We start from the raw sequence: 25,175 nt of genomic DNA, 5'->3' as shown, positions 1-25,175 counted from the left end.
CGGCCCGCCGCTCATTGAGCCGTTCCCTGGTCCGCCGGGATGATGACGGCCTCGTCGTGCCGCCAGTGCAGCTTGACCTTGGCGCCCTGCTCCACGGCGCTGGCGCCCTGCACGGCCACCAGGACCGGCTTGACGCGGCCGGGCAGGTCGACCGAGACGTGGGAGACGCCGCCGTAGAAGCTGACGTCGAGCACGGTCCCCTTGAGGCCGTGCGCGGCCGTCTCCTCGCGCAGCTCGATCTTCTCGGGGCGGACGCCCAGGAGTGCCTTGGCGCCGGTCTCCAGCTCCTCCAGCGGGGTGCCGGGCAGCAGGCCGAAGTCGTCGGTCCGCAGGGCCTCGGCGCCGCCGGCCGTACCCTCGAACAGGTTGTTGGCGCCGACGAAGTCGGCGACGAAGGGGGTGCGGGGCCGCTCGTAGAGCTCGACGGGCTGGTCCACCTGGCGCACGCCACCGCGCTCGAAGACCGCGATGCGGTCGGCGAGCGACATGGCCTCCTCCTGGTCGTGGGTGACGACCACGAAGGTGATGCCGACCTCGTGCTGCAGCCGCTTGAGCTCCAGCTGCATGTCGGCGCGGACCTTCTTGTCCAGCGCGGACAGCGGCTCGTCGAGCAGGAGCAGGCGCGGGCGCTTGACGATGGAGCGGGCGAGCGCGACGCGCTGGCGCTGACCGCCGGACAGCTGGGCGGGCTTGCGACCGCCGAGGTCCGACAGGCCGACGGTCTCCAGCACCTCGCCGACGCGCTGCTTGATCTCCTGGCGCGGCAGCTTCTCGCGCTCCAGGCCGTAGGCCACGTTCTTGGCCACGGTCATGTGCGGGAACAGCGCGTACGACTGGAACATCAGGCTGATCGGCCGCCGGTTCGGCTGCTTGCCGAGCAGGTCCTCGCCGTCCAGCGTCACCGTGCCGCTGTCGGGCGTCTCGAACCCGGCCAGGATGCGCAGCAGCGTGGTCTTGCCGCATCCCGAGGGGCCCAGCAGGGCGAAGAACTCTCCCTGGCGGATCTCCAGGGAGACCCCGTCGAGCGCGGTGACGTCACCGAACCGCCGGGTGATCCCGTCAATCTTCAGCACGTGACACACTCCTCATGGTCGAGTCCGCCTCACCTTGCACCCTGAGGTCCGCACGTGGTCCTCCAGGTGTCCGGTTCGGCTCCCTCTCCCCGATCTTGGTCATCCGCTGGCCCACGATCACCGCGGTGAAGCTCACCAGGAGCAGGATCGCGGCCAGCGCGTTGATCTTCGGGGTCACCCCGAAACGGATCATCGAATAGATGACGATCGGCAGCGTCTGCTCGTTGTTGCCGATCGTGAAGAAGGCGATGACGAACTCGTCCAGCGACAGTGTGAAGGCCAGCAGCGCGCCCGCGATGATGCCGGGTGTGAGCTGCGGCAGCGTCACCTTCATGAACGTGACGACCGGACCCGCCCCGAGGTCGCGCGAGGCCTCCTCCAGCGAGGTGTCGGCGTTCGACAGCCTGGTACGCACCACCGCGGCGACGAACGCCATCGAGAAGACGCCGTGCGCGAGGATCACCGAGTAGAGCCCCAGGGTGAGCTGGATCATCCCGTAGAAGACCAGCAGCCCGATGGCCAGCACCAGGTCGGGTAGGACGGCCGGCATCAGGGCGAGCGCGTCGAGCGTCTTCGACCGGGTGTACCTGGCCAGGCCGACGGCCAGCAGCGTGCCGAGCACGGTCGCGACGACGGTCGAGCCCGCGGCCACGATGAGCGTGTTGACCACGCCGTCCCTGATGCGCTCGTCCTGGGCCAGTTCGCCGTACCACTTGAGGCTGAAGCCCTCGTAGGTGTAGGCCGACCTGCCGGAGTTGAACGACATCACGACGAGCACGATGATCGGCGCGTACAGGAAGACGTACGTCGCCCAGAACGGGACATGCAGCCACTTCGACCTACGCACGACGGGCCACCCACGACTGCGCGATCAGCAGCACCACCAGGACCGCCACGAGGGCCAGCGTCAGCGCGGAGCCGAAGGGCCAGTCGCGCGCCTGCAGGAACTCGGTGCGGATCAGGTTGCCCACCATGACCGACTTGCCGCCGCCGAGCATCTCGGGGATGACGAAGTTGCCGAAGCTGGGCACGAACACGAACAGGCACCCGGTCAGCACGCCCGGCACCGTCAGCGGCAGCGTCACCTTGCGGAAGGTGCTGAACGCCGACGCGCCCAGGTTCGCCGACGCCTCGCGCAACTGCGGGTCGAGCCGCTCGATCGCCGCGTAGAGCGGCAGCACCATCAGCGGCAGGTAGGAGTAGAGCAGCCCGAGGACGATGGCGCCCTGGTTGTAGAGCAGTTCGTACGGCCCCAGGCCGAGCGCCTTCAATCCCGAGTTCAGCAGGCCGGGACCGTTGAGCAGGATGATCCAGGCGTAGACGCGGATGATGAAGTTCGTCCAGAACGGCAGCACGACGGCGACCAGCGCGACCGTCTTCCACTTGCGCGGCAGCTGCGCGATCAAGTACGCCGTGGGGTAGCCGAGCAGCAGCGCGAGCAGCGTCGTGAGCCCCGCGATCTTCAGGGAGGCGCCCACCACGCTGAGGTAGAGCGGGTCGATCAGGCGGCTGAAGTTCTCGCCGGTGACCTCGTAGACGACACCGCCGAACCGGCCGCGCTGGAAGAGCGTGTAGCTCAGCACGAGCACCAGCGGCACCAGCAGGAGCACCACCAGGTACGTCAGGCCGGGTGACAGGAAAACGAACGCACCCAGCCGGCGTCCTCTGGAAGGAGACACCGGCCGGGCTTGAGCTTCTGACTTCATTCGTGTTCTGACTTCATCCCGCGACTACGACTGCGCCTTGATCTCGGTCGCCAGGCGCGTGTACTTGACGCCCGCCTGGCCCAGGTCGATGAGTGACTCACCGTTGAGCAGCTCGGCCGGCTTGATGTCCAGCAGGGAGCCCTTGGCGATCTCCACCTTGTCCATGGCGGCCTTGTTGGGCACCTTGTAGTTGATGTTCACGGCGGCCCAGCTGTGGATCTCGGGGTCGAGGATGTAGTTGATCAGGGCGTGCGCCGCCTCCTTGTTCTTGGAGGACTTCATGATCACCATGGTGTCCACCCAGAGGTCGCTGCCCTCCTTCGGCACCACGAACTTGATGTTCTGCTTCTCGTCCGTGGTCGGGCACCAGCCGTCCCACGCCTCGACCATGACCGCCTCGCCGGACTTGAGCTTGTCGCCGAAGGTCGTGTCGTCGTAGCCGAGCAGGTGCGGCTTGGCCGCGACAAGGAGCTCCTTGGCCTTGGCGATCTCGGCGTCCTTGTCGGTGTTGACCGAGTAGCCGAGCGCCTTGAGGGCGGGCAGGGCCAGCCAGCGCTCGGTGGTCATCATGGTGACCTTCTTGTCGGCCCACGACGGGGGCTGCAGGAGGTCCTTCCAGCTCGTCGGCGGCGTCTTCACCAGGTCGCTGCGGTAGCAGATGCCGGTCGTGCCCCAGGTGTAGGGCACCGAGTACTTGTTGCCCTTGTCGTAGGACAGCTGGGTCGCCTCGGGGTAGAGGTTCGACAGGTTCGGGATCAGCTCGGGGTGGATCGGCTCCAGCAGGCCCTGCTCGTTGAGCGCCTGGGCGTACTGTCCGGACACGAACGCCACGTCGATGCCGCTGTCGCCACCGGCGGTCAGCTTGGTCATCGCGGTCTCGTTGGTGTCGTGGATCGCGATCTTCAGCGGGAACTTGAGCTTGTCCTTGACCTTCTGCGGCAGCTCCTTGGGCGTGTACCCGTCCCAGACCGTCACGTTGACCGACTGCTTCGACAGGTCGGCGTTCGGGTTGAGCTGGTCGGCAGTCGCCGCCGGCGCCGCGCCTGCGTTGGTCGACTCACCGCCGCACGCCGCGGCGGCGAGCGCGAGGCCGGCCACCGCTACGGCGGCCGGAAGACGACGGGTGAACCGGGTACGGAACACGGCCGCTACTCCTTCAGGGTTCCGGTGGATGAGGGGTCGCGCGACCAACCGGGCACGGCAGACCAGACGAGGAGTGTTGCAGCAGAAATCAACATGAGCAAGACTTTTGCGGACACTGTTACCTGGATGTTTGGTATTCCTGTTGAACATGGATTCAATTTGGAGGCGGTTGCTCTCTCTCGGTGAGAAGCCCCTCACATCACGGGACCGCGGCGTCTCGGCCGCGCTCGTGACGGCGCTGGGGGGAGGGGATGACGTGCCGCCGCCGTTCGCGGTCCGCCGCTTCTCCGCGCTGCCCAGCCTCTCGTACGAGGCTGGGGATCTCGACACTGGGGTGCCGGTCGAACGGGATTTCGGCGCGCATGTCGACCAGACGAACTATTCCGTGGTCGTGGCCGATCGGGTGGTCGTCAAGTGGCTGACGCCGCCGGCGGCGCTGCCGCATCCCGCTCCCGATCTGCTCGCCCACCTGGCCGGGGCCGGGTTCCGGGACACGGCTCCGCCGTACGCCGCTCTGACCCGGGTGGACGGGGCGGGAGAGACACTGCTCGCGCTGGTCACGGGCTACCTGCCGGAGGCCAGGGACGGTTGGGAGTGGTGCGCCGACGAGGCCGCTGCCGGCCGCACCGCCTTCGCGGAAGCCCTCGGCCGCCTGGCCGCCGACCTCCACCTGGCGCTCTCCACTTTCCCACCCCCTTCCATCGTCACCACTCCGCCAACCGTTACACCCATTTCCGGTCTGGCTGTTTCCCGTCTGGCTGTTTCCCGTCTGGCGGAAAGGGCCGAGCAGGCGCTGGCCGAGGCTCTTGCCCTGACGGACGGCGAGGACGGCGCGTGGCTGGCCGGCCGGGCCGACGCCCTCAGAGCCGAGCTGGCCCCGCTGACCAGGCCGATCAGCACGCCGCTGATCCGCATCCACGGCGATCTGCACGTCGGCCAGATCCTGCGGTGGCGCGACGGTTACGCCGTGATCGACTTCGACGGCAACCCCACCGTCATGGAGGCCGCGCCGTACCAGCCGGCGGCCAGGGACCTCGCCCAGCTCGCCACGAGCCTGGAGCACGTCGCCCAGGTGGTGATCAAGCGCCGCGGCACCCCGCCGAGTCAGGCGCTCGACTGGGCCGGCGAGGCTCGCGAGCTCCTGCTGGCCGCCTACCGGAGCCGCCTGGCCGAGCGCGGGCGGCCGGACCTCCTGGACGAGTCGCTGCTGCGCCCGTTCGAGATCGAGCAGGAGTGCCGGGAGCTGGTCTACGCCGCCCGCCACCTGCCCCGCTGGCGCTACGCCCCGATGGGTGTGCTGCACGCCCGCTATCCCGAGAAGACCCCGTGAACCCCGAGCCGTGCCAGGCAGACACTTCTGAGGAGACCCCGTGAATTCCGAGCTCTACCTGGCCGACCTGGAGGCCAAGCCCGCGGCCCTGGCCACCCTCGCGGACGAGCTGGCGGCCGGCGGCCTGTACGAGGGGCTGCCTGCCGGTGTCCGGCGGGTGCTGTTCCTCGGCATGGGCAGCTCCCGCTACGCCGCCGGAGTGGCCGCGCTCCGCCTGCGCGCCGCGGGCATCGACGCCTACGCCGACTACGCCTCGGCCGCCGCGTCATACCCCGCGAGCCCGGAGACGCTCGTGGTGCCCATCTCGGCGACGGGTACCAGCCGCGAGACGCTCGACGCGGTGGCCCGCTACGCGGGCGGCCCGTCGTTCGTGGCGGCGCTCACCAACCATCCCGGCTCGGCCCTCGCCGAGGCGGCCGACCTGGTCGTGCCCATGCACGCGGGCGAGGAGCGGGGCGGCGTGTCCTGCCGTACGTTCCAGCACACGCTCGCCCTCCTGCTCGCGCTGGAGGCGCACCTCACGGGCGACGGGCGCGACCTGGCCGACCTCGTACGACGCAGCGCCGAGGCGTCGGCCGACCTCCTCGACCGCAGGGAGGAGTGGCTGCCCCTGACGCTGGAGCTGCTGGACGGCCCGGACGGCGTCTACACCATCGCGCCCGTGGAGCGCCTGTCGTCGGCGGAGCAGTCGGCGCTGATGTTCCGCGAGGGTCCGCGCCGGCCGGCCGACGCCTGCGAGACGGGCGACTGGGCCCATGTGGACGTCTACCTCACCAAGACCCTCGACTACCGCGCCCTGCTCTTCCGCGGCTCCGGCTACGAGGACCAGGCCATGGACTGGGTGCGGCAGCGCGGCTCGACGGTCGTCACGGTCGGCGGCGACCTCATCGGCGGCGATCTGCTCGGCGGGGATCTCAAGGACGCCACGGCCGCCATCCGCTACGCGCACGACGGCGACGCGGACGTGGCACTGCTCACGGAGACGCTGGTGGCGGAGCTGGTGGCCGCCCACTGGTGGTCGGCCGTGTCCTAAAGGCGGCGTCCTGGGAGGTGGGCGGCGTCCTGAAAGAGCGTCCTAAGACAAGCCGTCAGCGGGCGCCGGACGCGGCGCTGGCGTTCAGCGCGTGCTCGACCAGCGCGATGAGCGTGTTCTTGACCGGCTCGCGGGCCCGCGCGTCGGTGCGCACGATCGGGATGTGCGGGGAGAGCGTGAGTGCCTCCCTGACCTCGCTCTCCACGTGCGGGAACCGCCCGTCCCACCCGTTGAGCCCGACGATGAAGGGCAACCCGGCGTTCTCGAAGTAGTCGATCGCGGGGAAGCTGTCGGCCAGCCGCCGGGAGTCCACCAGGACCACGGCCCCGATCGCCCCCCGCACGAGGTCGTCCCACATGAACCAGAACCGGTGCTGTCCTGGCGTACCGAACAGGTAGAGGATCAGATCACGGTCGAGCGACACACGCCCGAAGTCCATGGCCACGGTGGTGGTCGTCTTGCCCGGTGTGTGCGCGAGGTCGTCGATGCCCGCCGAGGCGTCCGTCATCACCGCCTCCGTCGTCAGCGGCATGATCTCCGACACCGCGCCGACGAAGGTGGTCTTGCCCACACCGAACCCACCCGCGACGACGATCTTCGTCGAGGTGAGCCCGCTAGAGCCTGCGAAGTCCACTTAGTACCCTTTCGAGCAGGCCCTTGTCAGGGATGCCCGCCTCGAGCTGCGGCTGGTAGACGCGTACCAGCCCTTCCGACTCCATGTCGGCGATCAGCACCCGCGCCACTCCGAGCGGGATCCGCAGCATAGCCGACACCTCGGCCACCGAGCGGACCTGTCGGCACAGCTCGCTGATCGCCCGGTACTCCCGGGTGTAGGCCATACCGAGCCGCATCGAGGTCGACGAGGAGATGAGCGCCTCCATGGCCAGGCCACCGCGTGGGGCGGTCCGGCCGCCCGTGACGGCGTACATCCGGACCAACGAGCTGCGCTCGGGCTCCGGTCCGCGGTCGTCCCACGCTGCCAACAGTCCGCTCCCATCACCAGGTACGCGCGGCCGAGAGTTCCGCGCGGACGGCGGGCGTGAGCACTTGCCCCGCGCGCTCGACCAGAATCGTCATCTGGTAGGCCACCAGGCCCATGTCACAGTCGGGTGCGGCCAGCACCGCCAGGCACGAACCGTCACTGATGGACATGGCCAGGAGCAGCCCGCGGTCCATCTCGATGAGGGTCTGGGTGACTCCGCCGCCTTCGAAGACGCGCGCGGCGCCCTGCGTGAGGCTGATCAGCCCCGCCGCGATGGCCGCGAGCTGATCGGCGCGATCCTGGGGGAATCCCCGCGAGATGGCCACCGGCAGCCCGTCGGCGGAGACCACCACCGTGTGCGCGACGCCGGGCACCTGCTCCACGAAGCCGCTGACCAGCCAGTTCAGGTCCCTGGCCGCCTGGCTCAGGTTCTTCATCATGAGTCCTCCTCTAACTCTGCGCGGCCCTTGCGCACGCCCTGCTGATAGCCGGCGAGCCTGCTGCGCAACCGATCGGGCGAGACCGGCGGCGCCTGCGCGGGCGTCGGCGGGGGCGCGGCGGAGCCGGGCACGAGGTTGGCCTTCGGCGTCCGCTTGGGCAGTCCGGATGTTGTCGTCCCGCTCTGGGCGGGTTCGCCGATCGCTCCCGCCGCCTGCCATCCGGTGTCGGCCGGCGAGGTCCAGGCGGGGTCGCGCTGGTCCGGCGTCGGTGTCGCCTTGGTGAACCAGCTCGACTCGAAGGTGTCGTAGAACTCGTTGTCAGCCCGCGCCGGTGGGGCGGCCAGGTCGGGCATCGGCACCTCCACCGAATGCGTGTGCTGTGAGCTGAACCACGACGCCGAATCGAGCGGCTGGTCGAACGCGGGGTCGTACGACGGGTGGCCGAGGCCGGGCATCGCCGGTGTGGCCTGCATCGGCACCTGGACGAACGGCGGCGGCTCCGGGGGCGCCACGGGCCCGGGGAGCGCGGTGAGCAGCATCTCGGGGATCAGCACCATGGCGGTCAGGCCGCCGGTGTCCTGGGGGCGCAGCTGCACCCTGATGCTGTGCCGCAGCGCGAGCCGGCCGACCACGAACAGGCCCATCCGCCGGGAGACCGAGACGTCGACCACCGGCGGGTTGGCCAGCCGCCAGTTGGCCTGGGCCAGCTCCTCCGGCCCCATGCCGATGCCGTGGTCGGTGACCGAGACCATCAGCCCGCCGCCGTCGATGTGGCTGCTGGAGATGATGACCTTGGTGTCGCGCGGGGAGAACGAGACCGCGTTCTCGACCAGCTCGGCGAGCAGATGCACGACGTCACTGACCGCCTGGCCGGCGATGGCGGCCGCCGACTGCACCTGGACGCTGACCCGGTCGTAGCTCTCGACCTCGCCGAGCGACGCGCGTACGACGTCCATCAGCTCGACGGCCTCGCTCCACTTGCGCGCCGCCTCCTGGCCGGCCAGGACCAGCAGGTTCTCGCTGTTGCGGCGCATGCGGGTGGCCAGGTGGTCGAGCAGGAACAGGTCGCCGAGCCGGGTGTCGTCGCGCTCGCCCCGCTCCAGCCGCTCGATCAGCGTGAGCTGCCGCTCGACCAGGGTCTGGCTGCGCCGCGACAGGTTGACGAACATCGCGTTGACGTTCGAGCGCAGCCGTGCCTCGTCGCCGGCCAGTCGTACGGCCTCGCGGTGCACCTCGTCGAAGGCCCGCGCGACCTCGCCCACCTCGTCCTTGGAGAAGATGCCGATCGGCGGCACCTCGGCGTTGAGCGCGCCGTCGCGCGACTCGCGCAGGTGCTGGACGAACTCCGGCAGCCGCCGGCCGGCGATCTCCAGCGCCTCGCCGCGCAGCCGGCGCAGCGGGCGGACCAGCGATCTGGCCACCCCGGTGGTGATCAGCAGGACGGCGATGAGCAGCGCGAGCACGGCGCCCGCGATGACGAGGGCGCGCTGCCGCTCGTCCGCGCCCAGCGCCTCGCTGCGGGTCAGGATGCCGGCCGCCTGGCGCTGCTCGACCTTGCGGAAGGAGTCGACGACGACGTTGCCCGCGTCGTACCACTCCTTGGCGTCGTCGCCGCGGCTGGCCTGGTCGAGCCCGCGCAGCGGCAGCCCGGCCGTGGCCCGGATCAGCACCAGCTCGCGCAGGAACAGCATCCGGTCGGCGGGCCTGCCGTTGACGGTCTCGTCGAAGAAGCGGCGCTCCTCGGCGGTGGCCTCGTCGCCGAAGCTCTTGCGCTCGTTGCGCTCGCGCGACAGCTCGCCGAGGAAGCGCTTGAGCTGTTCCTGGTCGAGACTTCCCTCCACCAGGCCGGTGGTGACCAGCGCCTGCTGGAGCGAGACGCTCTCCTTGGCCTGGGCCAGCGCGTCGAGCATGCGGGTCTGCCGGAACAGCTCGTCGTCCTGGCTGCCCTTGATCAGCTCGTTGTGCACCGACAGCAGCTCATTGATCACCGTGGTGTAGAGCTCGACGCAGGCACCGGGCAGCAGCTCGGCTTCGAGCGCCTGCTCGCGCAGGCCGGCCAGGTCGTTCAGGCGGCTCAGCATGTTCTCGATCTGGTCGGCGGTACGGCCGGTGACGTCGCCCACCAACTGCTCGGCGCTGGCCCGTACCTCCTTGGTGGACTCGTCCACCTGGTCCATCTGGTTGCGCACGGCGGCCAGCCCCGTCACGGGCCGGCCCCTGGCGATGAACCACGAGGTCCTGGCGCGCTCGCCGGCGACCAGGTGGGTGAGCGCGCCGACCTGCTGGGACAGCTGCGCCAGCCGGTTGGTACGGGTGTAGTCACCGGCGGCGCCTATCGAGGCGAACACCTGGAAACCGCCGAGCAGGACGGCGGCGGCGGTCGGGATGACGATGAGGGCGACCAGCCGCGCCCGGACACGCCAGTTGCGCAGACGCCAGTTTGCCTCGTCCGCCTGCCGTTCACCCAACTGAGTACTCACCGAACGCAACCTCTCGCCCGAATCGGCGTATATGAAGGGCGCCTGAGGCCCCTGGGGAAAATCAGCAAGTGCCGGTAATTGGAACACATACCTACCAGCTCGGCCAAGCGAACATAAGGCCACAAAAGTTGAGTTGTGTGGCACATGAGGCGAGAACCTGGAGCCCCATTTATGCCGACCATTGGCCGAGAAATATTCCAATAACTGAACAAGTGTCCGCTTGTGGGCGTTTGTACCGTTCCAGGGCTGTAACGCCGGAGAAGCGCAGATGTCTCCTAAAGGTCACAGCGTTGAGATTTGCGTTATCCACGACATAGGTTGAGGCCCGTCAAAGCGAGGAGGCGAGTGTGGCGGTTTCTCCCGACAGTGCGGCCATCGAAGTCGACGGGCTGTGGAAGATCTTCGGCCCAAAGGCGGAAAGGGTCCTGGAGTGCGATGACAGGTATCTCGAACCCGCCGTACTGAGAGAGAAGACAGGTTGCACCGCCGCAGTCAGAGACGTCAGTTTCGAGGTACGGCCCGGCGAGGTGTTCGTCGTCATGGGCCTTTCAGGAAGCGGTAAATCCACCCTGGTCCGCTGCCTCACCAGGCTCATCGAGCCGAGCGCGGGCGAGGTGAGGATCGACGGCGAGGACATCGGCCGCGCCGCCCCCGCCCGCTTACGCGAGATCCGCCGCCACCGGGTCAGCATGGTGTTCCAGCACTTCGGCCTGCTCCCCCACCGGCGGGTGATCGACAACGTCGCCTACGGCCTGGAGGTCCAGGGCCTGGCCAAGGCCGCCCGGCACGCGCGGGCCGGGGAGATCCTCTCCCTCGTCGGCCTCGACGGGCACGCCGACGCCTACCCCGACCAGCTCTCCGGCGGCATGCAGCAGCGGGTCGGCCTGGCCCGCGCGCTCGCCGTCGACCCCCGGGTGATGCTCTTCGACGAGCCGTTCAGCGCGCTCGACCCGCTGATCCGCCGAGACATGCAGGCCGAGGTGATCCGCCTGCACCGCGAGGTCGGCAAGACGATGGTGTTCATCACCCACGACCTGTCCGAGGCGCTGAAGCTGGGCGAACGCATCGCGATCATGCGGGCCGGGTCGATCGTGCAGCTCGGCACGCCGGAGGAGCTGGTGGGCGCGCCGGCCGACGACTACGTGGCCGACTTCGTGCGCGACATCCCCAGGAGCCACGTGCTCACGCTTCGCTGGATCTGCCGCCCGCCCGAGCCCGGCGAGCCCCTCGACGGCCCGGTCCTGCCCGCGCACACGGTCATCAAGGACGCGATCGGCGCCATGTCATCCTCCTCCCGGCCCATCCGGGTCGTCGACGGTGACGAGCTGGCCGGAGTCGTGGACCGGGTGGACATGCTCACCTTCCTCGCGGGGCAGGACCCGGCGACCGCCGTACAGGCGAACGCATGAGCACCACGGCCGTCACGACTCCCTCCAGGCTGCGCGTGCCCAGGTGGGCGCTGCCGGCGGGGATCGCGGTGCTGTTCGCCGTCGCCTACCTCCTCTTCCGCGGCACGGGAACGCTCCCGCACGACAAGTCGGCGCCGCAGTTCCTCGCGCTCACCGACCTGCGCGAGTGGATCGACGACCACCGCAACTCCAACCCGCTGTTCCTGTACTTCCTGAACTACATCCGGATCTTCGTCGGCTCGGTGTACACGGCCTTCCAGTCCGGGCTGTACGCGCTCGGCTGGCCCGGACTCATCGGCGTGATGGGCGCGCTGGCCTGGCTCGCGGGCGGCTGGCGGATCGCGCTGCCGGCGGTCGCCGGAGTCGGCTCGTTCGGCGTGCTCGGGCTCTGGCAGTCCAGCGTCGACACGCTGGCCCTGGTCGCGGCCTCGGTGCTGCTGTCGCTGGCGATCGGGATCCCGCTGGGCGTCTGGGCGGGACTCTCGCCACGGGTGCGCCAGGCGATCACTCCGGTCCTCGACGTCATGCAGATCATGCCGACGTTCGCCTACCTGGCGCCGCTGGTGCTGTTCTTCCACATCGGCGCGCCCGCCGGCGCCATCGCGACGATGATCTACTCGATCCCGCCGGCCATCCGCATCACCGCGCTGGCCATCGAGCAGGTCTCCCCCACCGCCGTCGAGGCGTCGTCCTCGCTGGGCGCCACGGGCCGCCAGACGCTGTTCAAGGTCTACCTGCCGCTGGCCAGGTCGACGATGGCGCTGGCGGTCAACCAGACCATCATGATGGCGCTGTCGATGGTCGTCATCGCGAACCTCATCTCGGCGCCGGGCCTGGGCGGCGACATCATCCGGGGCCTGTCGCGCGCCCAGGTCGGCATCATGCTCCCGGCCGGGATCGCCATCGTCATCATGGCGGTGGTGCTGGACCGCATGCTGGTCGCACTCGCCAGAAAAGACCCACACAGCCGAATCGGCCGGGTGCGGCTGATCGTCGCCGCCGCGCTGGCCGCCGGCGGGCTGGCCCTGACGCCGCTGCTGCCCGCCGAGTGGCCCGAGGACTGGACGGTCAACTTCGTCGTCCAGGTCAACGACGCGGTGCACTGGGCCGAGACCAGCTGGTACGGCGTCACGACGTTCGTCAAGGACGTCACCACCGATCTCCTGCTCAACCCGCTGGAGGACCTGCTCACCTCGGCGCCGTGGTGGCTGATCGCCGCCGCCGCGCTGCTCCTGGCCTGGCGGGTGAGCGGGGTACGACCGGCACTCACGGCACTCGGCTGCCTGCTGGCGATCGCGCTGCTCGGCATCTGGGAGCACGCCATGCAGACGCTCACCACCGTCGCGGTCGCGGTGCTCGTCACCCTGGTCATCGGCCTGCTGCTGGGCGTGGCCGCCGCGCGGTCGGCCCGATACTCGGCCGTGCAGCGCCCGATACTCGACGCCGCGCAGACCATGCCGGCCTTCGTCTACCTGCTGCCCGCGCTCGCCCTGTTCGAGACGACCAGGTTCACCGCGATCTTCGCCTCGGTCATCTACGCGGTGCCCCCGGTCGTCCGCCTGGTCGAGGACGGCATCAGGGCGGTGCCCGCGACCGTGGTGGAGGCGGCCACGGCCGCCGGGTCCACCTCGGGCCAGCTCCTGTGGAAGGTGCAGCTGCCGATGGCCCGCCGGGCGATCCTGCTGGCCGCCAACCAGGGCATCGTGATGACGCTGGCCATGGTCGTCGTGGGCGGCCTGGTCGGGGCCGGCGCCCTCGGCTACGACGTGGTCGTGGGCTTCTCCCAGCGGACCGACTTCGGGATGGGGTTCGTCGCCGGCATCGCGACGGTCCTGCTCGGGGTCATGCTCGACCGCATCACGCAGGGTGCCGACAGGCGCCCTTCCCCCCAAAGAAGGAAAACCACATGAAGATTCGCCTGCTCGCAGGCCTTCTCGCGCTCGGGCTCGCGGCTGCGGGATGCGGCGGCGCCAAGGTCGAAGAGCCGTCCAGCTCCGCCGCGCCCAAGGCCCAGGGCAGCGCCTCGAGCGCCGGAACCGTCAAGATAGCGATCAACCCGTGGGTGGGCTACGAGGCCAGCGCCAACGTGGTGGCGTACCTGCTGAAGAACGAGCTCCACTACGACGTCCAGCTCCCGGAGATCAAGGAGCAGCTCGCCTGGGAGGGCTTCGAGACCGGCGACGTGGACGTCATCATCGAGAACTGGGGTCACCCGGACCTGGCGCAGAAGTTCATCGAGGAGAAGAAGGTCGCCCTGTCGGCCGGTTCGACCGGCAACAAGGGCGTCATCGGCTGGTACGTGCCCAAGTGGATGGCCGACAAGTACCCGGACATCACCGACTGGAAGAACCTGAACAAGTACGCCAGCCTGTTCAAGACGTCGGAGTCCGGCGGCAAAGGCCAGCTCCTCGACGGCGACCCCAGCTACGTCACCAATGACGAGGCCCTGGTCAAGAACCTCAAACTGGACTTCAAGGTGGTCACGGGCGGCAGCGAGGCGGCCCTGCTCAAGTCGGCGACCCAGGCGCAGGAGCAGAAGAAGGCGCTGCTGTTCTACTTCTGGACGCCGCACTGGCTCTTCGACAAGGTCGATCTCGTCCGCGTCAACCTGCCCGCCTACACCCAGGGCTGCGACGCCGACGCCAAGAAGGTCGCCTGCGACTACGCGGAGCTGGACCTCGACAAGATCGTGAGCAAGAAGTTCGCCGACACCGGTGGCAAGGCCTACGACCTGGTCAAGAACTTCAACTGGACCAACGAGGACCAGAACGCCGTCGCCAACGACATGACCAACGCGGGCATGACCGGCGAGCAGGCCGCCAAGAAGTGGGTCGAGGCCAACACCGCCAAATGGCAGGCGTGGATCCCCAAGTAACCGTCTTAACCCCTCTTGACCGCGGCCCCCGGCGGGCCGCGGTCGTGGAGCCTCTCATGCCTCTCATTTCTCTCACGCAAGGCAAGACGATCGCCGGGCCGCTGGTGGCGGCCCTGCTGCTGACGGCCTGTTCCAGCGGGGCGCCGTCGCCCGCCGCCGCGGCGAAGGGCACGGTGCACATCGACGTGCACGGCTGGGTGGGCTACGAGGCCCAGGCCGCCGTACTGACCTACCTGCTCGAACACGAGCTGGGGTACAAGGTCCAGAAGCGCAAGATGAAGGAGGAGGACTCCTGGAAGGGCTTCGAGACCGGCCAGGTCGACGTGATCGTCGAGAACTGGGGGCATAACAATCTCAAGAAGGAGTACATCGAGGACAAGAAGGTCGCACTCTCCGCTGGTCTCACCGGAAACAAAGGCGTGATCGGATGGTACGTCCCCGAGTGGATGGTCAAGAAATATCCGGACATCACGAACTGGCGGAGCCTGAACAAGTATTCGAGCCTATTTCGGACCGCTAAATCCGGAAATTTCGGTCAGGTGCTCGACGGCGATCAGTCGTTCGTCACCAATGACGAGGCGCTCGTGAAGAACCTCGGCCTCGATTACCGGGTCGTCTACTCCGGCAGTGAGGACGCTCTGATCAAGGCGGCACAGGTGGCGACCAAGAATCGTACGCCGGTGCTGATGTATTTCTACGAACCCCAGTGGCTGTTCACCAAGGTCAAACTCGTCAAGATCAACCTGCCCGCCTACTCCATAGGCTGCGACGCCGCCGCCACCAAGGTCGCCTGCGACTATCCGCCGTACCTGCTCGACAAGATCGTGAGCAAGAAGTTCGCCGAGACCGGCGGCCCGGCGTACGAGCTGGTCCGCAATTTCACCTGGAGCAACGACAACCAGAACGCGGTCGCCAGTGACATGATCAACGGCAAGATGACCGCCGACGAGGCGGCCAAGAAGTGGGTCGACGAGAACAAGATCGTGTGGAAGGACTGGATCCCCCGTTGAGGTTCGACTACGTCATCGTGGGCGGCGGGTCGGCGGGGTGCGCCCTGGCCAACCGGCTCAGCGCCGATCCCTCTGTGTCGGTGCTGGTGCTGGAGGCGGGCCGGCCCGACTACTCCTGGGATGTGTTCATCCACATGCCGGCCGCGCTGATGTTCCCCATCGGCAGCCGGTTCTACGACTGGAAGTACGAGTCGGAGCCCGAGCCGTACATGAACGACCGGCGCGTCTACCACGCGCGCGGCAAGGTGCTCGGTGGCTCCAGCAGCATCAACGGCATGATCTTCCAGCGCGGTAACCCGCTGGACTACGAGCGCTGGGCCGCCGATCCGGGCATGGAGAGCTGGGACTACGCGCACTGCCTGCCGTACTTCAAGCGGATGGAGCACTGCCTGGCCGACCCCGGCTCGGAGTTCCGCGGCGACGACGGGCCGCTGATGCTGGAGCGCGGTCCCGCGAAGGGGCCGCTCTTCGATGCGTTCTTCGAGGCCGTCCAGCAGGCCGGGCACCCGCTCACCGACGACGTGAACGGCTTCCGGCAGGAGGGCTTCGCCGCCTTCGACCGCAATGTCTTCCGGGGCCGCCGGCTGAGCGCCGCCCGCGCGTACCTGCATCCCGTACGGCATCGCCGCAACCTCACGGTCAGGACGCGGGCCTTCGTGGAGAAGGTGGTCTTCGAGGGCACCCGGGCGGTCGGCGTGATCTGCGACGGCCGCCGCATCCCGGCGGGCGAGGTCATCCTGTGCGGCGGCGCCATCAACTCCCCGCAGCTGCTGCAGCTGTCGGGCGTCGGCCCCCGGGCGCTGCTCGAACCGCTGGGCATCGACGTGGTCCACGACCTGCCGGGCGTGGGCGAGAACCTGCAGGACCACCTGGAGGTGTACGTCCAGCACGCCTGCGCCGAGCCGGTGTCGCAGCAGCCGTCGCTGGCCATGTGGCGCCGGCCCTTCATCGGCGCGAACTGGCTCTTCCTGCGCGGCGGCCCCGGCGCCACCAACCATTTCGAGGCCGGCGGCTTCATCCGCTCCAACGACCAGGTCCGCTACCCGAACCTGATGTTCCACTTCCTGCCGATCGCGATCCGCTACGACGGCTCGGCCCCGGCGGGCGGCCACGGCTACCAGGTGCACATCGGGCCGATGTACTCCGACGCCCGCGGCTCGGTGCGGATCAGGTCGGCCGATCCCCGGCGGAAGCCCGCGCTGCGGTTCAACTACCTGTCCACCGACCAGGACCGGCGCGAGTGGGTGGAGGCCATCAGGCATGCCCGCGCCATCCTGTCCCAGCCCGCCTGGGCCGGTCTGGACGCCGGTGAGCTCTCGCCGGGGCCCGCCGTACAGACTGACGAGGAGATCCTGGACTGGGTGGCCAGGGACGGCGAGACCGCGCTGCACCCGTCGTGCACCTGCACGATGGGCACCGGCGAGCTGGCCGTCGTGGACCCCGCGACCATGCGCGTCCACGGCCTGGACGGGCTGCGGGTGGTGGACGCCTCGGCCATGCCGTACGTCACGAACGGCAACATCTACGCGCCGGTGATGATGCTGGCCGAGAAGGCGGCCGACCTCGTGCTCGGCAACACCCCCCTGCCACCCGAACCCGTCGAGTTCTACCGCCACACTCCGTGATCCCCCCGAAGGGACCCCCGCCCCGACGGACCGTCACCCGCGTGACGAAACACCCGGGAAACCATGGTGGCTACCGCGCTACCGGTCCAGGCGCTGGTAGAGGCGGACCGACAGGACGAAGAAGACGGCGGTGATCGCCAGCGGCCAGACGATCGCCATCGTCACCGCGTGCTGGGCGACCCACGAGTCGCCGCCCCAGCCGGGATTGCCGAACAGTTCCCTGGCCGCCGCGACGGTCGACGACAGCGGGTTCCACTCGGAGACGGCGCCCAGCCAGCCCGGCATGGTGGCCGGGGCGACGAAGGCGTTCGAGAGAAACCCGATCGGAAACTCCAGCGTCTGGATGACCGTCACCGCCCCCGGGTCCTTGGTCACCAGACCGAGGTACATCCCCACCCACAGCAGGGCGAAGCGCAACAGCAGGAGCAGTCCCACGGCCCCGAGCGCCCCGCCGAGGCTCGCCGGGCGCCAGCCCACCGCGAAGCCGCAGGCCAGCAGGCCCGCCAGGACCAGCACCGAGTTGAGCAGGTCGGCGACGGCCCGGCCGATGAGGACGGCCGAGGGGGCCATCGGCATGGACCGGAACCGGTCGGTCACGCCACGGGAGAGGTCCGTGGTGATCGCGACCATGGTGGCACCGAGTCCGAACAGCATCGTCATGCCGTACATGCCGGGCATGAGGAAGGCGAAGTAGTCGGCTCCCTCCGGCACGTCCACCGCGCCGCCGAACAGGTAGCCGAACGCGAGGGTGATCACCACGGGGAACGCGACCCCGAACACGATCGTCATGGGCTGGGCGATCCAGTGGATCAGGTCACGCCGCGCGACCGACCACCCGTCGGCCAGCGCCCAGCGCAGCCGGGTGAGCGGCCCGTCCACGGCGGTCGCGGTCAGGTCGGAAGCTACTGCGGTCATGTCGGAGCTCCTAAGGTCGGTTGAGGTCCGAGGAGTTCACTCGGCGCTGCGGTCTGTGGGGGTCTCGCAACAGGAGGGCTTTCAGGCGGCGGTGAGGCTCAGGAAGACCTCGTCGAGTGTCGGCCTGCGCAGCGCGACGTCCTCGGCCTCGATGCCCGCGGCCGAGAACGCCGCCAGGACCGCCGTGAGCGCCTGAACCCGCTCGCTTACCGGGGCGCTCACGTGACGGGTGTCCTCGTCGATCTCGGCGGCCCCGGCGGCCACCCGGCCGACGATGCCGGCGGCCTCGGCCAGCCGCGCCGCGTCCCTGACGACCACGTCGAGCCGGTCGCCGCCGAGCTTGGACTTGAGCTCGCCCGGCGTGCCCTCGGCGACGACCCCTCCGGTGTCGATGACCGAGACGCGGTCCGCGAGCTGGTCGGCCTCCTCCAGGTATTGGGTGGTGAGCAGCACCGTGGTGCCGGTGGCGACGAGGGCGCGCACCGCCTTCCACACCTCGCCGCGGCTGCGCGGATCGAGCCCCGTGGTGGGCTCGTCGAGGAAGAGCACGGGCGGGGAGAGGATCATGCCGGCCGCCAGGTCGAGCCGGCGCCGCATACCGCCGGAATACTCCTTGACGGGGCCCGGATGGTCCAGGCCGAACGCGTCCAGCAGCTCGGCGGCCCGCCTCCTGGCCGCACCGGCGTCCAGGTGGTAGAGGCGGCCGAACAGCTCCAGGTTCTGCCTGCCGGTCAGCACCTCGTCCACCGCCGCGTGCTGGCCGACGAGGCCGATGCTCCGCCGTACCAGCTGGGGACGGGCCGCCACGTCGAACCCGGCCACCTCCGCGCGGCCGCCGTCCGGGCGCAGGAGCGTGGTGAGGATCCTGACGGCCGTGGTCTTGCCCGCGCCGTTCGGGCCGAGCAGCCCGCAGACCGTGCCCTCGGCCACCTCCAGGTCGAAGCCGTCAAGGGCCGTCTTCTTGCCGTACGCCTTGTGCAGGCCCTGTGCGAGCACCGCCGCCATAACGCCTCCTTGAATTCCGTACGCCGTACCGTACAACATACGATCCAGCCCGGCAACCGTACGGTGTACCGTACGAAGGTGACCATCGAGTACTCCGGCAAGGGCGACCCGGCACGCAGCCTGGCCCTGCTCTGGCGCACCAGCGAGCGGACCAGCCGCAAGGGCAAGCCCGACCTGAGCGTCGACCGGATCGTCCGCGCAGCCATCGAGGTGGCCGACGCCGAGGGCCTCCAGGCGCTGTCGATGCGCCGCGTCGCCGAGCGGCTGGGCGTCGGGACGATGTCGCTGTACACGTACGTGCCGGGCAAGCCGGAACTACTCGACGTCATGCTCGACACCGTGTACGGCGAGACTGCCAGGCCGGAGGAATCGCCCGGCAGCGACTGGCGAGCCAGGCTGACGCTCATCGCCAAGGAGAACTGGGCGCTCTACCAGCGCCACCCCTGGCTCCTGCAGGTGGCGACCAACCGGCCGGTGCTGGGACCGAACACCACGGCCAAATACGACTACGAGCTGCGCGCCGTCGACGGCATCGGGCTGACGGACGTGGAGATGGACTCGGTGATCACCTTGGTGACCGGGTTCGTGCACGGCACGGCCCGGGGGGCGGTGGAGGCCGCGCAGGCGGAGAGCCAGACCGGGCTGACGGACGAGCAGTGGTGGGCGGCGCACGCCCCGTTCCTCAGCCGAATCACCGACCCGGCGCGCTGGCCCACGGCCTCCCGCGTCGGACAGGCCGCGGCGGAGGCCCTGGGCGGCGCCTACAGCGCGGAACACGCCTTCGAGTTCGGCCTCGAACGCGTCCTCGACGGCATCGACGCCCTGATCACCCGGCGCGCCGGATCGGCCTAGCCCGGAAGGGTCACCCAGCGGGTCGGATCGGCCTGGCGATCCCCGTTCCGCCGGTTCCGCTAGTGGTCGGCCGCCTGCTTGACGGTGGGTGCGGGGCGGCGATCAGGCAGGCCCGCGGTGGCGAGCGCGTTGCCGAGTTGCCGGTCCGTAGGCGGTACGGTCCAGGTCAGGCCGGGTCCGCCGTTGGCGATCGCGCTCGTCAGCACGCTCCGGAGCACCACCTCGTCGGGTGCCCCCGGCTGCCGGGCCCGCGACTCGTCATACTGGTCACGGATTCGGGCCAGGTCGAGCAGCAGCGTGGTGCCGGGCCGCCCGTCGTCATCCGGCACGGCGACCCCCTGCGGGCTAAGGCCGTCCCCACCCGGTACGGCGACTCCCAGCACGCCCAGAGCGCTCCAACCAGGTACGGCGGCCTCAGAGCGGATGATCGCGCGCACCCTGGCGGCAAAGCCGTCGCCATCCGTCCAGCCTGGGCGCAGGTGCAGCACCCCCGGCTCCTCGGTGACCAGGAAGCCGCTCAGCAGCGCGCCGACCGTGGTCTGCGGGTCGTGCATGGCCTCCTGCCCCCGCGCGGCGAAGCGACAGGCGAGCAGGTCGAGCGAGATGAGCCGCGGCGGCTCGAACACCGTCAGGACACCGCACTCCCCGCCGATGTCCACCGCGTTCCCCGCGTCGGCGTAGGCCCTCAGACCTTCCAGCAGCGCGGTCGCGGCCTCTTCGTCCAGCCGCGTCTCCCACCCCGCCCTGGGCCCAGCCTCAGGCGCGCCGGATGATCCCGATACGGCGACACGGCGGGACCACCAGACGGCCACGCCGAGCACCACGGCGGCGGCGGCCGCGAGCGCGATCCACATGATGCCCGCTAGGAGACGGGCGCCGCGCGCAGGCGAACGACGTGCTCGACGAGGGAGATCAGCGTCCCCTTCACCGACTCGCGGTGCCGCGCGTCCGTACGCACGATCGGCACGTTCGACGACAGCGCCAGCGCCTCGCGCACCTCTTCCTCCGAGTGCGGGAACTGACCCTCCCAGCCGTTGACGCCGACCACGAACGGCAGCTTGGCCTCTTCGAAGTAGTCGATCGCCGGGAAGCTGTCGGCCAGGCGCCGCGTGTCGAGCAGCACCACGGCGCCGATCGCGCCGCGCACGAGGTCGTCCCACATGAACCAGAACCGGTGCTGTCCCGGTGTGCCGAACAGGTAAAGGATCAGGTCACGGTCCAGCGACACGCGCCCGAAGTCCATGGCGACGGTCGTCGTCTGCTTGTTCGGCGTCATGCCGAGGTCGTCGATGCCCGCGGACGCGTCGGTCATCACCGCTTCCGTGGTGAGCGGCAGGATCTCGGACACCGCCCCCACGAACGTCGTCTTGCCGACGCCGAACCCGCCCGCGACGACGATCTTCGTCGACGTGAGGCCGGGGCTAGAGCCTGCGAAGTCCACTGAGCACCCTTTCGAGCATGTTGAGGTCTGGCTGTCCCTCGCTGAGACGTGGCTGGTGCAGGCGGACAAGTCCTTCGTCGGACATGTCCGCCACGAGCACTCGAGCCACGCCCAGCGGGACGCGGAGCAGGGCCGAGATCTCGGCGACCGACCGGAACGAGCGGCAGAGCTGCATAATGGCCTCCTGCTCGGGAGTGAGCATGGACATCTCGTCATCCGGTATGGACATCGACGAGATCAGCGTCTCCATCGCCAGGTGGTAGCGCGGCTCTGAGCGGCCGCCGGTCACCGCGTACGGACGGAACAGGGGCTCATCGTCCCCGGTTCCGTCAATGCCGTACACGGCCCTCCCCCATCAGTTCCATTGCATCACCGCGTCCTGGCCGCCTGAAGCTCCGCCCGCAGGGCCGGCGTCAGCGCCTGGCCCGCCCTGTCGACGAGCAGCGTCATCTGGTACGCCACCAGTCCCATGTCGCAGTCGATCCCCGCCAGCACAGTGAGGACGGAGCCGTCGCTGATCGCCATCACGACGAGCAGCCCGCGCTGCATCTCGACGACGGTCTGCGACACGGAGCCGCCCTCGAACACCCGGGACGCGCCCACGGTCAGGCTCAGCAGGCCCGCGGACACCGCGGCGAGCTGGTCGGCGCGGTCCGGCGGGAAGCCCTCGGAGCTGGCCAGGCAGAGGCCGTCGGCCGAGACGACGACGGCATGCGCGACTCCGGGCGTGTTCCGCACGAAGTCGGTGATCAGCCAGTCGAACCTGTGGGCCTCATGGCTAAGGGTGGTCACTCGCCCTCCCCGGCAGGACGCTCCATCACTGTTGTTCCTCCTGTCCACGTACTTCCGCACGACCCCGGCGTACTCCCTGCTGGAAGCTCGCCAACCTGCTGCGCGACCGCTCGGCGGAGACTGGTGGCATCGGGACCTGCCGCTGCGACTGCTGCGGTTGGCCGGCCGTACCAGGAACCAGGTTCGCCTTCGGAGTGCGCTTGGGTAGCCCCGAGGACGTGGTGCCCCCAAGGCTGGGATCGCTCGCGGCGGCCGCCGCCTGCCAACCGGCGTCAGCGGGGTTTCGCCACGAATCCTCCACAGAGAGTATGGCTTGTGCGGGGGTCGACTCATCCCGGCCCGGCGAATCCGGTGCCCGCTCTTCCGACGGCCGGCGGAACCAGGCGGATTCCACGGCGGCGAAGATCGGCAGGAACTCCTCCTGACCGGGCTCCATGGGCGAGACGTCCACCGACGGCGGCGCGTCCTGCCTACGCGGCTCACCGGTGCTGTAGGGCGTCTGGAACGCGCCATCAGAGCCGGGACCAGGGTAGGAGGGGAAGGAACCGGTACGTTCCTGGCTGGGGTACGACGGGGGCTGGGCCGGATACTGCGGCCCGGCGGCCGGCGGCTGCACCGGATACGCGCGGCCGGGCGACCGCGACCCCTGGTCCGGTGTGGGATACGACTGCGGCTGGCTCGGGCTGGGGTACGACGGCGACTGGCTCGGGTACGACGGGAAGCCGCCCGAGTCGAAGGACGGCCGGTGCGCCCCGCCGTCCGTGTCGGCGGTGAAGGGACGCGACGGCCCCGAGCCGGTGTCGAAGGAGTCGAAGCTGGCGAACGACCGGAACGTGCCGTTGGGCGCGGGCACGCCGTTGGACGGTGTGGCCGACGGCACGCCGTTCGCGGGCATGCCGTTCGGAGGTGTACCGGCGCCGAACCCGGGCCGCTGGGGCAGCGGCGGCCGGGAGCCGTCGGGGATCAGCGACGGCGGCAGCAGCACCATGGCGATCAGCCCGGTGCCTTCGCCCTTGCGCAGCTGGACCCGGATGCCGTGGCGCAGCGCCAGCCGGCCGACCACGAACAGGCCCATCCGCCGCGACACCGACACGTCCACGACCGGCGGCTCGGCCAGGCGCCGGTTGGCCTCGGCGAGCTCGTCGTCGGTCATGCTGATGCCGACGTCGTTCACCGACAGCAGCGCGCCGCCGCCTTCGATGAGGCTGCTCGACACCACGACGTTGGAGTTGTTCGGGGAGAACTGGATGGCGTTCTCGACCAGTTCGGCCACCAGGTGGACGAGGTCGTTGGCCGCGCTGCCGAGCACCGAGGTGGCTCGGTGCACCTTGACCTGGACGCGCTCGTAGCCCTCGACCTCCGACAGCGCCGCGCGGACCACGTCGACCAGCTTGGCCGGCTGACTGCGCCTCCGAGTGGCCTCGTGCCCGGCCAGGACCAGGAGGTTCTCCGAGTTGCGCCGCATGCGGGTGGCCAGGTGGTCGAGCTTGAACAGGTCGGCCAGGCGGGCGCCGTCCTGCTCGCCCTTCTCCAGGCCGTCGATCAGTGAGATCTGCCGCTCGACCAGCGTCTGGGTGCGGCGCGAGAGGTTGACGAACATCGAGCTGATGTTGCTGCGGAGGTCGGCCTCCTCGCCCGCCAGCCGTACGGCCTGGCGGTGCACCTGGTCGAAGGCCCTGGCCACGTCGCCGATCTCGTCGTCGCCCTCGATCTCGATCGGGCGGACGTCGGCGGGGGCGTCACCGGTGACGCGGAGCTTGCGCACCACGTCGGGCAGCCGGAATCCGGCGATCTCCAGGGCCTCGGTGCGCAGGCGGCGCAGCGGCGTGACCATCGAGCGGGCGATCGCGACGGTGAACAGCAGGACGAGCAGCAGCAGCGCCACGATGAGCACACCGGCGATGATCGCGTTGCGGGTCTCGGAGTCGCGTAGCTCCTGGCTGCGCAGCGCCACCTTCTGGCTCAGGTCGCCCTCGACGGAGTGCAGGATGTCGATGGCGGTGGCGTTGTCGTCGAACCACTGGTCCGGTGCCGACTTCTTGAGGTCGGTCTGGGCGAGCAGGTCGTCCCTGATCCTGACGCCCGGCGCCTTGCCGGCGGCGAGCGTGATGGCGCGGGCCTTGGTCAGCTCGGTGTTGTAGTACTCGGGCGCCGTCAGCGCCTTCGACAGCGCGAGGCCGACGACCGGTCCGGCCTCCTGGCCGACGGAGGCGATCTCCGCGCGCTGCCTGGCGTTGGAGGCGATGAACCGCTCGACCTCCTTGGCGTCCACGCTCGCGGAGTTGTAGTAGCCCTTGAGCAGCTGGACGCGCTGCTTGGACACCTCCTCCTTCGCGCGCGCCAGCGCGCTCAGGGCGCGGAACTGGCCGATGATCTGCGAGTCGTCGCTGAGCAGGCTCAGCTCGTCGTGCAGCTTGAGCAGCGTGTCGAGCAGCGAGTCGTAGCGGGTGGTGTCCTTCTGGCCCTCGCTGCGGGTCCTGTTCAGGACGTTGAAGTCGTAGCGGGCCCGCTTGACCGCGTTGAGCACGCGGTCGCCGTAGGACTCGTCCATGACCGCCATGTCGGCCTGCACGGTCCTGACCAGCGCGTCGACCTTCGCCTTGCGCTCTTTGTACGGCTCGGTGAGCTTCTTGCGCACCCTGCTGGAGGCGGCCAGCCAGCCGCCGGTGTCACGCTCCAGCCCGAGCGCTTGTACCAGGTCGCGGATGTGACCTGCCTGCTCCGCGGCGAGTGCCGTGCGGTCGTAGTCGCCGATGCTCTGGACCGAGCCCACCACGCGCGCTCCCCCGAGCACGACTCCCGCCATGGTGGGAACGAGGACCAGCGCGGTGAGACGCCATCTCACGCGCCAGTTACGCAGCCCCAGCCGGGGCAGCAGCCGCTTTCCGCGGGCCTGCCTGGCGGTTTGGCCGCCTTCGGAGTTCCCCGTAGTCACTGCTTCCGCTACCCCTCAATCATCCCGTTCCGTCGGCGGGTTGAGCCCGTCCACTAGGTAAAGCACCCGACTTTCCCGGCAAAACGGGCACGTCGCTGCAAAACATACCCGTAACTCGTGTGTGCTGTT

General features: G+C 69.5%; 23 protein-coding genes. 8 read left to right on the top strand and 15 right to left on the bottom strand.

The features are described 5' to 3' along the window. Positions 1-11 precede the first annotated feature (11 nt). The 4 genes from AB0C30_RS13415 to AB0C30_RS13400 are packed head-to-tail and all read right to left on the bottom strand — an operon-like array spanning position 12 to position 3,922. Positions 12-1,073: an ABC transporter ATP-binding protein gene (locus AB0C30_RS13415; RefSeq protein WP_357942915.1), complete on the bottom strand. Its 1,062-nt coding sequence runs from the start codon at positions 1,071-1,073 to the stop codon at positions 12-14. Continuing rightward, positions 1,060-1,920: an ABC transporter permease gene (locus tag AB0C30_RS13410; protein ID WP_357942913.1), complete on the bottom strand. Its 861-nt coding sequence runs from the start codon at positions 1,918-1,920 to the stop codon at positions 1,060-1,062. Before AB0C30_RS13410 ends, AB0C30_RS13415 begins: the two co-directional genes overlap by 14 nt. Then, entirely contained in the window at positions 1,913-2,752 is an 840-nt protein-coding gene (locus tag AB0C30_RS13405; protein WP_357942911.1) for an ABC transporter permease, read from the bottom strand. The genes AB0C30_RS13410 and AB0C30_RS13405 overlap by 8 nt, the downstream gene beginning before the upstream one ends. 51 nt (positions 2,753-2,803) lie before the next feature. Then, on the bottom strand, positions 2,804-3,922 hold the full coding sequence (locus AB0C30_RS13400) for a spermidine/putrescine ABC transporter substrate-binding protein (protein WP_357942909.1): 1,119 nt from the start codon (positions 3,920-3,922) through the stop codon (positions 2,804-2,806). 169 nt (positions 3,923-4,091) lie between these two features. Here AB0C30_RS13400 and AB0C30_RS13395 point away from each other — a divergent pair, with 169 nt between their 5' ends. Together AB0C30_RS13395 and AB0C30_RS13390 are read left to right on the top strand one after the other, a co-directional pair. After that, positions 4,092-5,252 carry a hypothetical protein gene (locus AB0C30_RS13395; protein WP_357942907.1) on the top strand — a complete coding sequence of 387 codons (1,161 nt, stop codon included), beginning with the start codon at positions 4,092-4,094 and terminating at the stop codon, positions 5,250-5,252. A gap of 40 nt (positions 5,253-5,292) precedes the next feature. Further along, positions 5,293-6,285, top strand: coding sequence for an SIS domain-containing protein (locus tag AB0C30_RS13390; RefSeq protein ID WP_357942905.1), 993 nt, complete (start codon positions 5,293-5,295; stop codon positions 6,283-6,285). 55 nt (positions 6,286-6,340) lie between these two features. Here AB0C30_RS13390 and AB0C30_RS13385 read toward each other — a convergent pair whose 3' ends face one another. The 4 genes from AB0C30_RS13385 to AB0C30_RS13370 all read right to left on the bottom strand — a co-directional run bounded on the left by AB0C30_RS13385 (position 6,341) and on the right by AB0C30_RS13370 (position 10,187). Beyond that, positions 6,341-6,919, bottom strand: coding sequence for an ATP/GTP-binding protein (locus tag AB0C30_RS13385; protein WP_357942903.1), 579 nt, complete (start codon positions 6,917-6,919; stop codon positions 6,341-6,343). After that, positions 6,900-7,214 carry a DUF742 domain-containing protein gene (locus tag AB0C30_RS13380; RefSeq protein ID WP_357647311.1) on the bottom strand — a complete coding sequence of 105 codons (315 nt, stop codon included), beginning with the start codon at positions 7,212-7,214 and terminating at the stop codon, positions 6,900-6,902. The genes AB0C30_RS13385 and AB0C30_RS13380 overlap by 20 nt, the downstream gene beginning before the upstream one ends. A 67-nt stretch (positions 7,215-7,281) precedes the next feature. Beyond that, positions 7,282-7,695 carry a roadblock/LC7 domain-containing protein gene (locus AB0C30_RS13375; RefSeq protein ID WP_357943114.1) on the bottom strand — a complete coding sequence of 138 codons (414 nt, stop codon included), beginning with the start codon at positions 7,693-7,695 and terminating at the stop codon, positions 7,282-7,284. An 8-nt stretch (positions 7,696-7,703) separates the two neighbouring features. Further along, complete coding sequence (locus AB0C30_RS13370) at positions 7,704-10,187, bottom strand: nitrate- and nitrite sensing domain-containing protein (RefSeq protein ID WP_357942901.1); 2,484 nt, start codon at positions 10,185-10,187, stop codon at positions 7,704-7,706. Between the two features lie 347 nt (positions 10,188-10,534). Here AB0C30_RS13370 and AB0C30_RS13365 point away from each other — a divergent pair, with 347 nt between their 5' ends. From AB0C30_RS13365 to betA, 5 genes are read left to right on the top strand one after another with little or no spacing between them, the layout of a single operon-like run. Then, positions 10,535-11,596, top strand: coding sequence for a glycine betaine/L-proline ABC transporter ATP-binding protein (locus AB0C30_RS13365; protein WP_357942899.1), 1,062 nt, complete (start codon positions 10,535-10,537; stop codon positions 11,594-11,596). Further along, on the top strand, positions 11,593-13,506 hold the full coding sequence (locus AB0C30_RS13360; RefSeq protein ID WP_357942897.1) for an ABC transporter permease subunit: 1,914 nt from the start codon (positions 11,593-11,595) through the stop codon (positions 13,504-13,506). The genes AB0C30_RS13365 and AB0C30_RS13360 overlap by 4 nt, the downstream gene beginning before the upstream one ends. After that, complete coding sequence (locus tag AB0C30_RS13355; protein ID WP_357942895.1) at positions 13,503-14,471, top strand: ABC transporter substrate-binding protein; 969 nt, start codon at positions 13,503-13,505, stop codon at positions 14,469-14,471. The genes AB0C30_RS13360 and AB0C30_RS13355 overlap by 4 nt, the downstream gene beginning before the upstream one ends. A gap of 56 nt (positions 14,472-14,527) precedes the next feature. Next, a complete protein-coding gene (locus tag AB0C30_RS13350; RefSeq protein WP_357942893.1) occupies positions 14,528-15,481 on the top strand; it encodes an ABC transporter substrate-binding protein in 954 nt (317 codons plus the stop codon). Beyond that, on the top strand, positions 15,478-17,106 hold the full coding sequence (gene betA / locus AB0C30_RS13345) for a choline dehydrogenase (protein ID WP_357942891.1): 1,629 nt from the start codon (positions 15,478-15,480) through the stop codon (positions 17,104-17,106). Before AB0C30_RS13350 ends, betA begins: the two co-directional genes overlap by 4 nt. A 78-nt stretch (positions 17,107-17,184) precedes the next feature. On the opposite strand, the gene AB0C30_RS13340 is transcribed toward betA, so the two are convergent. Both AB0C30_RS13340 and AB0C30_RS13335 read right to left on the bottom strand, forming a co-directional pair. After that, complete coding sequence (locus AB0C30_RS13340; RefSeq protein ID WP_357942889.1) at positions 17,185-18,021, bottom strand: ABC transporter permease; 837 nt, start codon at positions 18,019-18,021, stop codon at positions 17,185-17,187. Between the two features lie 81 nt (positions 18,022-18,102). Further along, on the bottom strand, positions 18,103-19,026 hold the full coding sequence (locus AB0C30_RS13335) for an ATP-binding cassette domain-containing protein (protein ID WP_357942887.1): 924 nt from the start codon (positions 19,024-19,026) through the stop codon (positions 18,103-18,105). A gap of 78 nt (positions 19,027-19,104) precedes the next feature. Between AB0C30_RS13335 and AB0C30_RS13330 the strand changes: the two genes are divergently transcribed. Next, a complete protein-coding gene (locus AB0C30_RS13330) occupies positions 19,105-19,878 on the top strand; it encodes a TetR/AcrR family transcriptional regulator (protein ID WP_357942885.1) in 774 nt (257 codons plus the stop codon). Positions 19,879-19,937: 59 nt separating this feature from the next. Here AB0C30_RS13330 and AB0C30_RS13325 read toward each other — a convergent pair whose 3' ends face one another. The 5 genes from AB0C30_RS13325 to AB0C30_RS13305 are packed head-to-tail and all read right to left on the bottom strand — an operon-like array spanning position 19,938 to position 25,046. Beyond that, positions 19,938-20,732: a hypothetical protein gene (locus AB0C30_RS13325; protein ID WP_357942883.1), complete on the bottom strand. Its 795-nt coding sequence runs from the start codon at positions 20,730-20,732 to the stop codon at positions 19,938-19,940. 8 nt (positions 20,733-20,740) lie between these two features. After that, positions 20,741-21,319, bottom strand: coding sequence for an ATP/GTP-binding protein (locus tag AB0C30_RS13320; protein ID WP_225290471.1), 579 nt, complete (start codon positions 21,317-21,319; stop codon positions 20,741-20,743). Beyond that, positions 21,300-21,662, bottom strand: a complete 363-nt coding sequence (locus tag AB0C30_RS13315; protein ID WP_357942881.1) for a DUF742 domain-containing protein — start codon at positions 21,660-21,662, stop codon at positions 21,300-21,302. The genes AB0C30_RS13320 and AB0C30_RS13315 overlap by 20 nt, the downstream gene beginning before the upstream one ends. A gap of 26 nt (positions 21,663-21,688) precedes the next feature. Next, a complete protein-coding gene (locus tag AB0C30_RS13310; protein WP_214641598.1) occupies positions 21,689-22,111 on the bottom strand; it encodes a roadblock/LC7 domain-containing protein in 423 nt (140 codons plus the stop codon). A 25-nt stretch (positions 22,112-22,136) separates the two neighbouring features. Continuing rightward, positions 22,137-25,046 carry a nitrate- and nitrite sensing domain-containing protein gene (locus tag AB0C30_RS13305; RefSeq protein WP_357942879.1) on the bottom strand — a complete coding sequence of 970 codons (2,910 nt, stop codon included), beginning with the start codon at positions 25,044-25,046 and terminating at the stop codon, positions 22,137-22,139. Between the last annotated feature and the right edge of the window lie 129 nt (positions 25,047-25,175).

This window comes from Nonomuraea sp. NPDC048901 (assembly GCF_040649695.1).
In the GTDB taxonomy this organism is placed as follows: domain Bacteria; phylum Actinomycetota; class Actinomycetes; order Streptosporangiales; family Streptosporangiaceae; genus Nonomuraea.
This window is presented reverse-complemented; position numbering and strand designations above follow the sequence as displayed.